Below are 13,910 nucleotides of genomic sequence, written 5' to 3' on the forward strand. Positions count from 1 at the left end.
ACGTAGACCACCCGCGGCAAACGCTCCACCGGCGGTAGCCGCCTCGAGGAGGCCTCGAGGCGGCCCTGCTGCGGCCCTGCTACAGCATGACCTTTCCGCCCGCCACGTCGATCGTCTGACCGGTGACCCACCCGGACGCGTCCGAGGCGAGGAACAACGCCGCGTCGGCACAGTCCTGCGGCGTGCCCCACCGCGCGATGGTGAACTGCTTGGCCACCTGCTCCCGCACGTCCGCGGGAATGCGCTGCTCCTGCTTGTCGGTCAGGATCGCGGACGGCGCGATGGCGTTGACGCGGACACCGCGCGACCCGGCGTCGAGCGCCACCCGCCTGGTGAACATCAGCACCCCGGCCTTGGCCGCGGAGTACGGGATGGACGCACGCCCGGGGAGCCGGCCGGCGGTCGAGGCCATCGTGATGACCGAGCCCCCGCCGCGGGCCATCATCCCGGGCAGGAAGGCCTGCACGGTGAGGAAGGTCGCCGTGAGGTTGCCGTCGATCACCGCGTGCCAGGTCTGCTCGTCCACCTCGTCCAGGGCGCCCTGTCCCAGGTCGAAGCCGGCGAACGCGGCCAGTACGTCGACCTGGCCGAACTCGCGCTCGGCCGCCGCACGCAGCTCGTCGACCGCGTTCCTGTCGGTCACGTCGGCGGCGATCCCGGTGGCGACGCCACCCGAGGCGGTGACGCCATCCACAACGGACTGGATGGCGTCCTTGTCTCGGCCGCTCACCACGACCTTCATCCCGTTGGCCGCGAAGTGCCGGCAGGCCTGCGCGCCGATGCCGCGGGATCCTCCGGTCACCACCGCCACCTTGCCGTCGAGGTCCGGGTAGCGTGCCACGTTCGAGCTCATGTGGTCCCCTTCGCGCTTACTCGTAGATGTGCTCGACGACGTCGAGCACGCGGCGGAAGCCCACCTTTTCGACCACCGCCTGCATCGACTGGTACTGCAGGAAGTGGGTGCAGACGCAGGCGTCCGCGCCACCCTCCAGGGCCCTGGCCACCACCTCGCCGAGCACCAGCGAGGCGATCCCGCCGTCCCGGTGCTCCGGTGCCACGAACACCCCGGACGGCCGGACCACTCCGTGCAGCGGCGGGTTCCACCCGGCAGCGCCGGCGGGGGCGCCGTCCGGGGTCTCCCACACCAGGAGTCGCTGGTTGGCGATCTGTCCGCCGACCATGTGCTGGGTGCGCCGCCTGATCTCCTCGGGGGACAGGCCGCTGTCGCGCATACCGGCGGTGAACCACTCCGCCACCGTGTCCAGGTCGTCCTGGGTGGCGAGGCGTGGCCGGCCGTTCGGGTTCTCCGGCCGGGTCGTCTCGGTGCACTGCATGATCCACTGCGCGCGTTCCTGCCGGATCTGCTGTCCGGTCAGCTCGGCCCAGCGGGTGGAGAACGCCACCGCCGCCTCGGTGGGACCGTTCACGCCCGGCACCGGCTCGGACTCCTTGGCCAGGTGCTCGGCGAGGGCGACGGCCGCCTCGGCGGGCATCGCGGAGATCGTCATCCGGTACGGCGAGCGGGCGAAGGCCGCGCCCACCACGGTCCCGTCCTGGTTGGTGATGGTGGCGAAGACCGGCTCCCGGTCGCCCGGCGGCACGCCGTTCGGGTCGAGCCCGTGCACGAGCAGGACGTTGTTCTCCACCGGCGCGGCGACGAGCCAGTCGCCGGCAGCGGCCATGAACTCCGCCGGGTCCGGAGTGGACGTTACCTTCATCAGCTTCTCCCGCTTGTCACTGGACCTGGGTGGGGGTGAGTTCCTTCTCGTGGAGCAGCACGTCGTACCACTCGGCGAGCGAGCCCCCGGTCATGTAGTAGCCCTCCGCCGGCTGGTCGGCCGCGCAGATGGAGCCGATCACCCTGGCCTTCACCGGCCTGGCGAGCCACTCACGCACGACCTCCGGCGCTCCCCGGCGCAGGTCGAGCAGGTAGCGCGGCGAGGCGTAGTTGTGGAAGGCGGGCTCGACGAACCCGTCCGCGAGCGCGGGTGCGGGGATCGGCCGGCTGGCGAACGGCGGCAGCCCCCATCCCGAGTTGACGGTGCCCTGGGTGAACGTGATGCCGATCGAGAGGTACCGGCTCCCGAACTCGTCCCGCAGGTGCCCACCGGTGGGCTTGAAGGCCAGCGTGCCGCGGGGCGGGACGTTGATCGTGAGCTCGTCGGCCCGCACGCTGTGCGCACTGGTGGACCAGTAGGCGATGCGGTGGCCGGTGTGGCGGTGCCACCAGACCAGGTTCTCGGCCATCTTCCGGTCGCGGTAGCCGTCGTCGGTCAGGTGGTACGCGTAGTGCTCGTAGAACGCCACGATCTGACGCGCCTGCTGGACGATCCAGTCGTGTCGCCGCACGTCCTGTTCCGTGTCCCCCGGTGGGAGCGAGGCGACCAGCGCCTCCGCGGCGCGGGCGTGCTCGACGTAGCGGTCCTTGTCGGCCACCTGGGAGATGAACCAGCGGACGTGGTCGGGCCGGGTGGGCGTGACCACCTCGAAGTGCTCGGTCAGCTCGGCCAGCCGTTCCGGCGCGGTCGCCTCGACGTAGCCGCTCACCTCGGTGTACAGGGCAGGACGGGTGTCGATCACGCCGACGCCGACCAGCCGCACCGGGTCCTCGCCGTGGTCGGCGTTGTAGCCCCGGATCCACTCGATCAGGTCCCGCACCTCGCGCACCCGCCAGGGGACGCCGGTGCCCGCCAGCAGGGCGTCCAGCTCGCCCTCGCCGGTCAGCACGTAGTGGTCGAGCTCGCGGATGACATCCCAGTCCTCCTCGGTGGCCACGGTGCGAAAGCCGAGGCGCTCCACCAGGATTCGGATGATCCGGTGTGTCTGGGTGAACTGCTCGTGCCCTCCGTAGGTGGACGGCCCGATGCCGACCACGTCCGCGTCACCGACCATGCCGGCGAGTGGCTCGAGGTCGCGAAGGGGTGCCTCGACCTCCGCTGTGGACAGAGGGAGCCCGTACTGTCGGATCCACTCCGTGACCTCTCCCCGGACGGTCGCCTCGTCGGTCGTGGTCGGCTCGCTGTACGCAGTCACGATCGTCTTTCTCCTCAGGCCAGGACGGGCACCGGCCACCAGTGGTGGCCGGTGCCGTCGTTGTGCGTTTCGCCAGCCGGCCCTAGTCGACCGGCACGGCCTCGATGATCGAGAACGCGGTCTCGGTCGGGACCACCCGGCGCAGCTCGTAGCCGGCCTGCTTGAACACCTCGGCGTACTGCTCCTCGGTGCGGAGGAAACCGGCCATCGTGACCAGCATCATCACGTCGAAGTACTTCACGAACTTCTGCACGCCCGGCCGCAGAACCAGCTCGGCCGCCGCGATGCTGGCGGTGGGCGAGGCGTCCCGGCACCGCTTGAGCACCGAGAGCAGCTTCTCGTCGTTCCACGAGTGCGTGATCTGCTTGCAGACGTACAGGTCCACACCGGCCGGAACGCTCTCGAAGAAGTCACCGGCGTGGAAGTCGAGGCGACCCTTCTCGATGAGCTCGGCGAGCTCCGGGCGTGCCTTCGCCTGCTCGATCACCGGCGGCAGGTCGGCGAGGACGCCGCGCTGCACCGACGGGTACGCGGTGAGGATGTTGGCGAGGAACGTGCCGGTGCCGCCGCCGAGGTCGGCGACCACGCCGGCCTTGCCGAAGTCGGCGTACCCCGACACGATCCGCGGGCCGAGCGTGGCGGAGAACTCGTTCATGGCCATGTTGAACTCGCGGCCCTTGTCCGGGTTCTGGCCCATGTAGGCCCACAGCGTCTTGCCGTAGGCCTCCTCGAAGGCGGCCTTGCCGGTCTTGACGCTGTAGCCGGTCTTGGCGTAGCAGTTCCACAGCCACTCCGACGCGGCGAACTGCGACATGACGAACTGCGAGTTCGGCACGCCCGGCCGCAGCAGCTCCGAGCGCGACGTGTTGGCGAACACGCCGGGCTCGACCTCCTCGAAGATCCCGTCCTCGGTGAGGATCTGCAGTGTGGACTGGAGTGCGTGGGCGTGCGCGCCGGTCTCCGCGGCGAGGTCCGCCGCGGAGCGCGGTCCGTCGGCCAGTAGGTCGGCGATCCGCAGCTCGGCGGCGATGCCGAGGCACTGCCCGGACGTGGGGAACATCAGGTCGAGCAGAACCTGGACGTCCTTGACCGTGGTGTCGGTTCCGTCGGTGCTCATGACTTCACGTGCTCCTAACCCTGTTCTTTGGTACCGGGGGGATGTCACTGTCCACTGTGGATGACGATGGTGCTGCCGCCGCCGGGCAGCTCGCGGAAGCCGGGCACCTCGCCCGAGACCGTGACGTGGCTGACACCGGAGACGCCGGGCACCTGCGCGGGCGTGGTCTGCAGCCCGACATCCGGCAGCCCGAGCTCGCCGAAGTTGTTGTTGCCCCAGCCCCACAGCGTGCCGTCGGCCCGCACCGCGACGCTGTGCCCGTAGTCGCCGGGGTTCTCGTCGCCGCCACCGCCGGTCGCGGTGATCTGCACGACGTCGGTCAGGCCGACCACCTCGACCGGCGCCGAACGCTCGACGGTGGAGCCGTCGCCGCACTGCCCGCGGTCGTTGATGCCGCAGGCCCGGACGGTGCCGTCCTGGAGCAGGATGAGCGTGTGGTGGTAGGCGCCCGCCACCGCGCGAACCCCGGAGACGAGGGCCTTCACCGGGGTGCGGTACTCGCGCTTGCGGTTCTCGGTCACGCCGTCGCCCAGCTGACCGCAGTCGTTGAGCCCCCAGGTGAGCAGCGAGCCGTCCTCGAGCACCACCAGGCTGTGCCCGCCGCCCGTGGCGACGAAGGTCGCGCCGCTGATCCCTTCCACCGGCTGGGGCAGCGCGCGGATCGGGTACTCGCGCCCGGCGTGCACCTGGACCAGCGCGCCGTCCCGCTTGCCGGTCAGGTCGCCGTCGGCCAGCTGGCCGCAGTCGTCCCGGCCCCAGGCCCAGACGGTGCCGTCGTCAAGCAGGGCGAGCGCGTGGCTGCCGCCGGACACCAGCTGCACGATGTTGGTCGGAGCCTCGATCTTGACCGGAACCGGGTGCACCCGCATGTTGTCCGGGCCGAGCATGCCGAAGAAGCCGGCTCCGCAGCCCCAGACCGTGCCGTCCTCGAGCAGGTACAGCGTGTGCCCGCCACCAGGTGCGACGGCCTTGACGCCGTCCAGCTTCACCCGGGTGGGCTCGAGCTGCTGGTCGGTCGAGTAGTCGCCGATCTGGCCGAACCCGTTGCGGCCCCACCCGTAGGCCGAGCCGTCCTCCAGGATCGCGATGACGTGACCGCTGCCCCCCTCGACCGTGCGCACACCCTCCAGATCCTTGATCCGTTGTGGGGTGCCCACCTGCTCACCGCTGCGCCCGTTGGCGAGCTGTCCGTTCGTGTTGTCGCCCCATGCGCTGACGATCTGGTTCATGTCGTCCCTCTCGTTCCCAGGGGATTCGCGGTCCGGCCGGGTGGTCTCGATTCCTCCTCGATGATGAGCATCCGGACAAATCAACGCCAGCAGTCTTGAATGGTTCTCGAGCGTCCAGTCAAAGGGGCGCGTCATGGTAAAGGCAGACAAATATCTTTTCCGGGAAATCAGAAGCAGAGAGGTTGCCATGGCGCCGGCATCTTCGTTGCCCGACCTTCCGCGTTCTCGTACCCACCCGTTTCACCCGCCGCCGGAGTACGAGCAGCTGCGCAAGGAGTCGCCGATCTCGCGGTTCCTCTGGCCCAACGGCGTCGAGGGGTGGCTCGTCACCGGCTACAGCGAGGTCCGCACCCTGCTGGCCGACCCTCGGCTGTCGATCAACCGGTTCAACAGCCCGCCGCCGTCCGTGTCGGTGGTCAAGGACCGCAAGCCCGAGGCCATGCTGCCCCGCTCGCTGGTCGCCATGGACCCCCCGGAGCACACGCCGTGGCGCCGGGCCATCGTCAAGGAGATGACGCCTCGCTGGGCGCGCTCGATGGAGCCGAGGATCGCGGCGATCACCCACGAGTACCTGGACCGGATCCGCGAGGCTGGACAGCCGGCCGATCTGGTCACGGACCTCGCGCTGCCGGTGCCGTCCAGGGTGATCTGCGAGGTGCTCGGCGTACCGGCGGCCGACCAGGCGTTCTTCCAGGAGCAGGCCGAGGTGCGCAGCCAGGTCGGCGCACCGCCGGAGAAGGTGAACGCGGCGACGACGGCGCTGTACGAGTACCTCGGCCAGCTGGTCGCGGACAAGCGCCGGACCGGCAACCGGGAGGACGTACTCGGCCGGCTGGTGCACGCCGAGATCGCCGGTGAGCCGGCGCCGCAGGACATCGTGGTCGGGCAGGCCATGCTGCTGCTCATCGCCGGGCACGAGACCACCGCGAACATGATCGGCCTTGGCGTGGCGACCCTGATGGACAACCGCGAGCTGATCGCCGACCTGGCGGACACGGCGAAGGGCACCGCGCTGGTCGAGGAGATCCTGCGGATGCACGCGATCATCCAGTGGGGCATCATCCGCCGGGCCACCGACGACATCGACGTCAACGGGGTGCGCATCGCCAAGGGCGACTGGGTGGTGTGCTCGCTCTCCTCGGCGAACCGGGACGAGAGCCGGTACTCCTGCCCGCACCTGGTCGACCCGGGTCAGCCCCAGGCGCCGCACCTGACCTTCGGCTACGGGGTGCACCAGTGCGCCGGGCAGAGCCTGGCCCGTACCGAGGTGCGGGTCGTGCTGCGGGAGCTGTTCGCGACGTTCCCCGAGCTGCGGATCACCGTGCCGGTCGAGGAGCTGCGGTACCGCTACGAGATGTGGGTCTACGGCCTCTACGAGTGCCCGGTGGTGTGGTGAGCGATGCCCAGGGTGATCGTGGATGAGAATCGGTGCTGCGGCGCCGGGCTCTGTGCCCAGGAGCTGCCGGATGTGTTCGACCAGGGTGAGGACGCGGTCGTGGTCGTCCTGGAGGAGAACCCGCCCGCCGAGCTGGCCGAGCGGCTCGAGGCGGTGACGTTCGCGTGCCCGTCCGGCGCGATCCGGTTGGTCCGCGAGTAGTCCTCCAGCCGGGCAGGCTGTCGGGCCCGGTGGCGTATGCCACCGGGCCCGATTTTCTTCCTCGTGTCGTTCCTGTCGTGCCTTTTCCGCCGGTCCCGGTGTGGTTGTGGCACGGTCTCGCGCGGTCGGTGCCGGGCACCGACCGCGCGAGGTCTCAGAGTGATTTCCGGCCGTCGTGGAAACCGTCGGCGAAAAACGGTCAGACGCCGGCGGGAACCTGCGGTTTGCTGGGCGAGCCCGTCGACATCTCGCGACCGTAGGTGAGGCGCCGGTAGATCACCTCGATCGGGCCGCGGATGCCCCGGCGCTGCATGAAGTCGCTGGCCACGAGCGCGACCAGCCACACCACCGCGCCGACGCCGAGCGCGCCCAGGTCGGACATGGAGTTGCCGAGGCCGAGCAGGTAGGGCGCACCGAGCACCACCCAGCACAGCGACTGGAACAGATAGCCGGTCAGCGACCGCTGGCCGGTCGCGACCAGCGCGCTGACGAAGCGGGGACGCCGCTCGCCGATGCGGGCGGCGAGCAGGCCGAACAACGCGGCGAAGGCGAACCCACCGAAGTAGCCGCCCATCTGGTTGATCCAGTACGTGCCGTTGTAGACGATCTCCGACTGGGTCATGATGAACCCGCCGTTGATCAACGCGTACGGCATCCCGGCGACGATCGTGATCAGGAAGCCGTACGCGACCACCTTGCGCAGGAACGGCCGGTGCGCGGCGGGCTCGTCGAGCACGCGCTTGCGGGCGGCCCAGATCCCGACCAGGACCGGGAACACCGCGCCGAGGACGACCAACGGGATCATTGCCGGCCACTGCAGCCGGTAGAGCATGTCCGACACCGGGGTCGCCGGATCGGCGGGCTGGTTCAACGACATGAACACCCGCGGAATGCCGAACGCGTAGATGAGGGTGCCGGCGGTGAGGAACACGCTGCCGGTGATCCAGAGCGCCCGTGCGTTCCACCGCAGCGCGCCGACGAACAGCAGCGTGACCACGCCGTACGCGGCGAGCAGGTCACCGAAGAACAGCAGGACGGTGTGCAGCAGGCCGAGCACGATCAGCCAGAAACCCCTGCGTTGGAGCAGCGCCCGGAAGCCCTTCCACTCGTGTCCGCGCTGGGAGTACCGCAGGTACATCTGCGAGAGGCCGTAGCCGAACAGGAAGGCGAACAGGGCGGCGCCTCGGCCGTCGAGCAGGACCGCGGAGACCACGTTGTAGATCGCGGCGATCGGGTCGTCGTTCGAGTAGCTGTCGCCGGCCCACGCCGCACGCAGCACCGAGGAGTGCCCGAGCGCGATGAGCAGCAGCATGAAGCCGCGGGCCAGGTCGGGGGCGAGTGAGCGCGCCAAGACCGACTGCGGTCCCAGCGGTGTCGGACTGGCCGTGACCGGGTCACGGGATAAGTTGGGAGCACTGTCAGCCATGGGTGTCCGCTTTCGTGTCGGCCGGATGACTCCGGTTTGCCCAGGTCCCCGAGCGGGGGATGCACATCCGCCTCAATAGACCGCAGTGCGCTCGACGTGGCCGCAACGTCCACTCGAGAGCGGGCCGGGTCAGCCGGTCCGCCGGCGCGCCGCGTCCTCCGGGGTGTGGACGACCCCGCGGCGGTGCAGGTCGGCGATCTCCGCATCGCCGTAACCCAGCTCGGCGAGCACCTGTGCCGAGTGCTCGCCGAGCTCCGGCGGCGGGGAGGTGACCTGCGCCGGCACACCGTCCACCCAGATCGGCCCGCGCACCAACGGCGTCTCGCCGCCCTCCGGCAACGGCGTCTGCCGCACCATGCCGAGCGCCTCGACCTGCGGGTCCGCGAAGACCTGGTCCATCCGGTACACCGGGCCGGCCGGAATTCCCGCCGCGCGCAACAGCGTCACCCATTCGGCGACGCCGCGGCCGGCGAGGGCGCGCTCCAGGTCGTGGCGCAACGCGTCGCGGTTGACCACCCGTGCCGCGCCGTCGGCGTACTCGGCGCGCTGGAGAAGGTGCTCCGCTCCCAGCTCGGTGCACAGCGACACCCACTGGGCGGGAGTGCCGGCGGCGATGTTGATCGGGTCGTCGGCGGTGTCGAACGTGCCGTAGGGGCTGATCACCGGGTGGTCGTTGCCGCTGGCCGGGGGGACCTCGCCGGCGCCGAGGAAACGCTGCGCCTGGAAGCTGAGCACGGCGATCGCCGACTCGAGCAGCGAGGTCTGCACGTGCCCGCCCACACCGGTCCGCTCCCGGCGGGCGAGCGCGGCGGCCACCGCCAGCGCGGCGACGATCCCGGAGATGCTGTCCACGACCGGCACCCCGACCCGCATCGGCGTGTGCTCGCCCGCCCCGGTCACCGACATCAGGCCGGACATGCCCTGCGCGATCTGGTCCAGCCCTGGCGTGTCCCGTTCCGGGCCGGTCGGCCCGTACCCGCTGATGCTCGCGACCACCAGCCTCGGATGGTCGGCGGCGAGCCGTTCGGGTGCGAGCCCGAGCTTGGCCAGCGTGCCCGGCCGGAAGTTCTCCACCAGCACGTCGCAGTGCGCGAGCAGCCGGGCCAGCACCGCCTGGCCCGCCGGGTCGCGCAGGCTCAGCGCGAGCGAGCGCTTGTTGCGGTTGACCGAGGCGAAGTACTGGCCGCGGCCGGCCGCGAAGGGGCCCCATGCCCGCGCGTTGTCCCCGTCGGGCAGTCCCTCCACCTTGATCACGTCGGCGCCGAGGTCGCCCAGCAGCGCGGTGCAGGTGGGGCCGGCGAGCACGCGGGTGAGGTCGAGCACGCGGACACCGGTCAGCGGCAGGTCGGGCATCACAGCACTCCTCGGGCCGGAGGCGTGAGGTGGTCCGGCCGTCTTCGCCCGAGTGAACCAGCGCGTTGTCCAGACCCGGTCGAAAACCACCACACACCGTGCTGACCAGGCCTTTCAGTGACCCACCAGCCGGTCTGGCTCGGTCCTGCCCACGATGCCTCAACTGTCCATCCTTAAGGAGCGCCCATGGCTGCTCAACTCGTCGCACTGCTGGTCCTCGCCGCGGCCTTCCTCATCGCGACCGTGCGACCGGTCCACCTCGGTGCGCTCACGCTGGCCGCGGCGCTGGCCGTGGGCACGGCGCTGGCCGGCCTTGGCGTCAAGGACGTCCTCGCCGGGTTCCCCGTCGACATCCTGTTGTTGCTGCTCGGCGTCACGTTCCTGTTCGGCATAGCGCGGGCGAACGGGACACTCGACTGGTTGATCGAGGTCGCGCTACGCGCGATCGGCAACCGCACGACGTTGCTGCCGGTGCTGTTCTTCGTGCTCGCCGCGGGGATCGCGAGCCTCGGCTCGCCCCTGGCCGCCATCGTGCTCATCCCGGTGGCGGTGTCCTTCGCCGGGCGCAACCAGCTCAGCCCGGTGGTGCTCGCGCTCGCCGCGACCACCGGCGGCTCGGCCGGCGCCTTCGCACCGACCAGCCTGTTCGGCATCATCACGGCCGGCACGGCGCGGGCCGGCGGCGTGGACTTCGACGGGTTGTTCCTGTTCGGCGTCGCGCTGGCGATCAACCTCGGCCTGTTCGTCGCGGCATGGGTGCTGTTCGGCAAGTACCTGGTCAAGGAGTCCGCTGAACCGGACAGCCCCGCGAACGGCGGCGCGCCCGAGCCCACGCCTGAGCCCGAGCCGCAGCCCGGGTCCGAGCCGAGGACCGACACCGCCTCCGCGTCCGACCCGCTGCCCGCCTCCGGTGGCGTGGCCACGGTCACCCGCCCCGCGCCGGCGCCGGCCGCGGCACCCACCCGGCTGTCCGCCTTCCAGGTCGCCACGGTCGCCTCGCTCCTGGTGCTGGTCTGCTCGGTCATCGGCCTGGCGTTCTTCGGCGTCGACCTGCACGTCGGCGCCGTCGCGCTGGGCCTCGCCGTCCTGCTCACGCTCGCCTTCACCACGGAGACGGCCGGTGCGGTCAAGGAGGTCGACTGGTCGACGATCCTGCTCGTCGGCGGAATCGCGACCTACGTGGGCGTGCTCAACGAGATGGGTGCTGTAAAGCTGGTCGCCGACCTCGGCACCAAGATCCAGAGCCCGCTGCTGGCCGCGTTCGCGCTGTGCGTGTGCGGCGCGCTGATCTCTGCCGTCGGCTCCACCACGGCCTTGCTGGCCATCATCATCCCGCTGGCCCTGCCGCTGGTGGAGGCCGGCGGTGTACCGGCCGTGGGCGTGATCTGCGCACTCGCCCTGTCCTCCTCCCTGGTCGACATCAGCCCGCTGTCGACGGTGGGCGCGACTGCGGTCGGGGCGGCCCCGGAGAGAATCCGTCCGCGGATGCGGCGGTTCCTGTTCCAGTGGGGCTTCTCCATGGTGTTGGTCGGCCCCGTCCTGCTGTGCGCGTTCCTCGTGCTGCCGGGATATCTCGCCGGCTGAGGTACGGCGTTGCCGAAAACCACCGGCCGCTCGTGGCGACACGAGCGGCCGGTGGTTTTTCCGTCCCGCCGTCCCGGGAATTGTTCCCCGTTTCCGGTGAGCTGGATCGGGATAGCATCAGGTTGTTTTGGGTGAGAGTCGCGGTTGGCGGAGGTGTGCGGGTGAAGCTTGGCAGAATGGCTGCCGTCCTTCTGTTGGTCATCGGTGGTTGCCGCTCCCGGCGAGCACCACGCGGGCCACGACGGAACGTCAGGATCTGACCGGGGCGCGGGCAACCGGCGGAGAAGAAAGAACCGGCCCGGCGGCTGTGCCGCCGGGCCGGTTCGCGTTCGGGTGTGGCTACTTCAACCCGAACGCCAGCATCACCGTGCCCTTGTCGGTCGGGTAGAAGGGGTAGTAGCCGGCCATCACGTAGACCATGCCGTTCGCGATGACCGCGCCGCCGTTGCCGGACAGCGCGCTACCCCGGCCCGGGACGCCGTTGACGCCGGCGAAGTCGCGGATGGCGTCGAAGGTGAACAGGACCTCGCCCGTGCTCGACGAGAAGATGCGGAACTTGCCGTCGCCGCTTCCCTCGTAGATCAGGCCGGGGGTTCCGCTCGGCGCGGGCGTGAAGATCGGGAGGCACATCTCCTGGAACTGGGCCGCACCGCCGGTGGTGCACCCGTCGGCCGGGTGGGCCGCCTCCCAGACGACGCGACCGGTCGCGGCGTCCAGCTTGATCAGGCGGCTGGGGTCGTCGTGCCAGGTCGCCCCGTAGATGTAGCGGCCGTCGAACACGCTGCCCCACTGGACACCGACGCCGCCGTGCGGACCGGGCGCCAGCTCGGTCTGCCAGGCGACCCGGCCGGTGCGGGCGTCGAAGGCGTAGTACATGCCGTTCTTCTGCCCGATCGTCACCAGCGTCCGGCCGCGGACGGTGATCACGTTCGCGGACGCGCCGAAGTCGGCGTCCAGCGCGGTCGTGCCCTGGCCGGGGCAGTACTCGCCCGGGTCCTCGAGCTCGCACGCCGTCGTGTAGGTGTCCGGGAACGTCATCCGGTTCTTCCAGCGGACCTTGCCGGTGTCCATCGACAGGGCGATCACGCTGTCGATGTCGCCCTCGGCGCCCGTGGTGTTCTGCCCGGTGCCGACGAAGATCGTCCGGGTGCGCAGGTCCGCCACCGGGCTCGACCAGACGCTGCCGCCGGAGGGGGCGTACTTCTTCGCCCCGCTGGGCCAGGTGCCGACCTCCTTGGCCGGCGGGAGGGTGTAGTAGTTCCAGATCCGCTTGCCGGTCCGGACGTCCAGCGAGACCACCTGGCCGCGGTGGCGGCAGCACGGGTAGTTGAAGTCCCGGGCGAACCCGGCCTCCAGCGTCGACACGCCGATGAACAGGCGGTCGCCCACCACCAGCGGAGAGCTGGTCATCGCCGAGTTCGGCTGCTCGCTGGCCTGGCTGACCCAGACCGCCTTGCCGGTCCGGCGGTTGAGCGCGAACACCCGGCCGGTCGAGTCGCCGAAGAAGACCTTGTCACCGGAGACCGCGGCGCCGTCGCGGATGCCGTTGGGGTTGCCGTCCGGCAGCGGTCCGGTGACCGCGTTCGCGTCGTAGGTCCACTTCGTCCGGCCCGACCTGGCGTCCAGGGCGACGAACTTCCCGTCCGGCCCGCCCACGTACAGCGTCCCGTCGGCCACCGCCGGCTGGCTGCCGACGCGGGAGTACGGCACGTTGCCGAAGGTGTAGGCCCACTTCAGCTCGAGCCGGCCCACGTTGCGGGGGGTGATCGTGCGCTCGTTCACGTTGAAGCGCGTGCCCTGGGTGTTCAGCTGCCAGGTCGGCCAGTCGGCCGAGCGCCAACCGTGGTTGGTGCCCGCGTCGCCGCTCGCGACCGTGGTTCCGGACGCGGCGGCGACGCCTAACGCGGCCATCGTCACGGCGGCGAGGCCGGCGCCGAACGCCCTGACCCTACGCCGCACGCTCTTGGGGTTCCCTAACTGCACGACACCTCCCGGTGTAAGTCCAAAGTGGTCCAGAAAACAATGGTCCCCGCCCGGCGTGCCGGGCGGGGATCTCTCGACCGCGTCGAGCGGCCCACTGTCAGCGATCCTCGAGCGTCCTGGTCAGACGGTCAGGATCGCTGCGATGTACGCGGCCACGGCGAGGATGCCGCCGTAGGTGCGCACCTGATGGGCGATGTGCCAGATGTGGCGCTTCTTCGCCCACTTCTCGTCGTCGACCGTGTCGATGCTCCACTTCTCGATCTGCCGCCAGATCGGCCGGTTCACGCCCTCGGACGCCACGCCGACGATGAGCATGCCGACCGAGCCGATGATGAACAGCGCCGCCGAGCCGGCACCAGGCGTGGCGAACGCCGCGATCACGCCGACGCCCGCCGCGATGACCCCGTTCCAGACCGCGATCGGGTGGAAGACGTGCATGTCGATGCGCTGGCAGGTGCTCACGTAGCGGTCGTAGGGCAGGCCGTTGAGCAGGGGCAGGATCGACAGCTTCATGATCCAGAGCGTGCCGAGCTGAATGCCGGACGCGGCAAGCACCCAGACACTCATGATGGTGAGAGTCGTGTCCAT

At 70.3% G+C, this 13,910-nt stretch carries 12 protein-coding genes; 3 read left to right on the forward strand and 9 right to left on the reverse strand.

Features of this window, described 5'->3' with window-relative positions:
* Nucleotides 1–79 precede the first annotated feature (79 nt).
* The 5 genes from BU204_RS12115 to BU204_RS12135 form a co-directional block, all read right to left on the reverse strand.
* Nucleotides 80–853 (reverse strand): SDR family NAD(P)-dependent oxidoreductase, encoded by a 774-nt coding sequence (locus BU204_RS12115; RefSeq protein WP_075125727.1) that lies wholly within the window; start codon nt 851–853, stop codon nt 80–82.
* Between the two features lie 16 nt (nt 854–869).
* Complete coding sequence (locus BU204_RS12120; protein WP_083661234.1) at nt 870–1,718, reverse strand: GNAT family N-acetyltransferase; 849 nt, start codon at nt 1,716–1,718, stop codon at nt 870–872.
* 16 nt (nt 1,719–1,734) lie between these two features.
* Nucleotides 1,735–3,033 carry an erythromycin esterase family protein gene (locus tag BU204_RS12125; RefSeq protein WP_075125729.1) on the reverse strand — a complete coding sequence of 433 codons (1,299 nt, stop codon included), beginning with the start codon at nt 3,031–3,033 and terminating at the stop codon, nt 1,735–1,737.
* A gap of 82 nt (nt 3,034–3,115) precedes the next feature.
* Complete coding sequence (locus BU204_RS12130) at nt 3,116–4,150, reverse strand: methyltransferase (protein ID WP_083661235.1); 1,035 nt, start codon at nt 4,148–4,150, stop codon at nt 3,116–3,118.
* A gap of 44 nt (nt 4,151–4,194) precedes the next feature.
* The gene (locus tag BU204_RS12135) at nt 4,195–5,379 is read right to left on the reverse strand and encodes an RCC1 domain-containing protein (RefSeq protein WP_075125730.1); all 1,185 of its coding nucleotides are present in this window, start codon (nt 5,377–5,379) and stop codon (nt 4,195–4,197) included.
* Between the two features lie 187 nt (nt 5,380–5,566).
* Between BU204_RS12135 and BU204_RS12140 the strand changes: the two genes are divergently transcribed.
* Together BU204_RS12140 and BU204_RS12145 are read left to right on the forward strand one after the other, a co-directional pair.
* Nucleotides 5,567–6,775 (forward strand): cytochrome P450, encoded by a 1,209-nt coding sequence (locus BU204_RS12140; protein WP_075125731.1) that lies wholly within the window; start codon nt 5,567–5,569, stop codon nt 6,773–6,775.
* A gap of 18 nt (nt 6,776–6,793) precedes the next feature.
* Nucleotides 6,794–6,976, forward strand: a complete 183-nt coding sequence (locus BU204_RS12145) for a ferredoxin (protein WP_233160100.1) — start codon at nt 6,794–6,796, stop codon at nt 6,974–6,976.
* A 199-nt stretch (nt 6,977–7,175) separates the two neighbouring features.
* Here the strand turns inward: BU204_RS12145 and BU204_RS12150 are convergent, their stop codons facing one another.
* Nucleotides 7,176–8,327 carry a DUF418 domain-containing protein gene (locus tag BU204_RS12150; RefSeq protein ID WP_158073449.1) on the reverse strand — a complete coding sequence of 384 codons (1,152 nt, stop codon included), beginning with the start codon at nt 8,325–8,327 and terminating at the stop codon, nt 7,176–7,178.
* Nucleotides 8,328–8,531: 204 nt separating this feature from the next.
* Nucleotides 8,532–9,755: a CaiB/BaiF CoA transferase family protein gene (locus tag BU204_RS12155; RefSeq protein WP_075125733.1), complete on the reverse strand. Its 1,224-nt coding sequence runs from the start codon at nt 9,753–9,755 to the stop codon at nt 8,532–8,534.
* Between the two features lie 186 nt (nt 9,756–9,941).
* Between BU204_RS12155 and BU204_RS12160 the strand changes: the two genes are divergently transcribed.
* Complete coding sequence (locus BU204_RS12160; protein ID WP_075125734.1) at nt 9,942–11,339, forward strand: SLC13 family permease; 1,398 nt, start codon at nt 9,942–9,944, stop codon at nt 11,337–11,339.
* Nucleotides 11,340–11,678: 339 nt separating this feature from the next.
* Here BU204_RS12160 and BU204_RS12165 read toward each other — a convergent pair whose 3' ends face one another.
* The gene (locus BU204_RS12165) at nt 11,679–13,298 is read right to left on the reverse strand and encodes an outer membrane protein assembly factor BamB family protein (RefSeq protein ID WP_233160102.1); all 1,620 of its coding nucleotides are present in this window, start codon (nt 13,296–13,298) and stop codon (nt 11,679–11,681) included.
* Nucleotides 13,299–13,442: 144 nt separating this feature from the next.
* Nucleotides 13,443–13,910 (reverse strand): hypothetical protein, encoded by a 468-nt coding sequence (locus tag BU204_RS12170; RefSeq protein ID WP_075125735.1) that lies wholly within the window; start codon nt 13,908–13,910, stop codon nt 13,443–13,445.

Source organism: Actinophytocola xanthii (assembly GCF_001921205.1).
In the GTDB taxonomy this organism is placed as follows: domain Bacteria; phylum Actinomycetota; class Actinomycetes; order Mycobacteriales; family Pseudonocardiaceae; genus Actinophytocola; species Actinophytocola xanthii.

What these genes read in the sequence shown, in the direction of transcription:
- BU204_RS12115 (WP_075125727.1), bottom strand. Translation starts at nt 853, where the DNA reads ATGAGCTCGAACGTGGCACGCTACCCGGACCTCGACGGCAAGGTGGCG.
- BU204_RS12120 (WP_083661234.1), bottom strand. Translation starts at nt 1,718, where the DNA reads ATGAAGGTAACGTCCACTCCGGACCCGGCGGAGTTCATGGCCGCTGCC.
- BU204_RS12130 (WP_083661235.1), bottom strand. Translation starts at nt 4,150, where the DNA reads ATGAGCACCGACGGAACCGACACCACGGTCAAGGACGTCCAGGTTCTG.
- BU204_RS12135 (WP_075125730.1), bottom strand. Translation starts at nt 5,379, where the DNA reads ATGAACCAGATCGTCAGCGCATGGGGCGACAACACGAACGGACAGCTC.
- BU204_RS12140 (WP_075125731.1), top strand. Translation starts at nt 5,567, where the DNA reads ATGGCGCCGGCATCTTCGTTGCCCGACCTTCCGCGTTCTCGTACCCAC.
- BU204_RS12155 (WP_075125733.1), bottom strand. Translation starts at nt 9,755, where the DNA reads ATGCCCGACCTGCCGCTGACCGGTGTCCGCGTGCTCGACCTCACCCGC.
- BU204_RS12160 (WP_075125734.1), top strand. Translation starts at nt 9,942, where the DNA reads ATGGCTGCTCAACTCGTCGCACTGCTGGTCCTCGCCGCGGCCTTCCTC.
- BU204_RS12170 (WP_075125735.1), bottom strand. Translation starts at nt 13,910, where the DNA reads ATGGACACGACTCTCACCATCATGAGTGTCTGGGTGCTTGCCGCGTCC.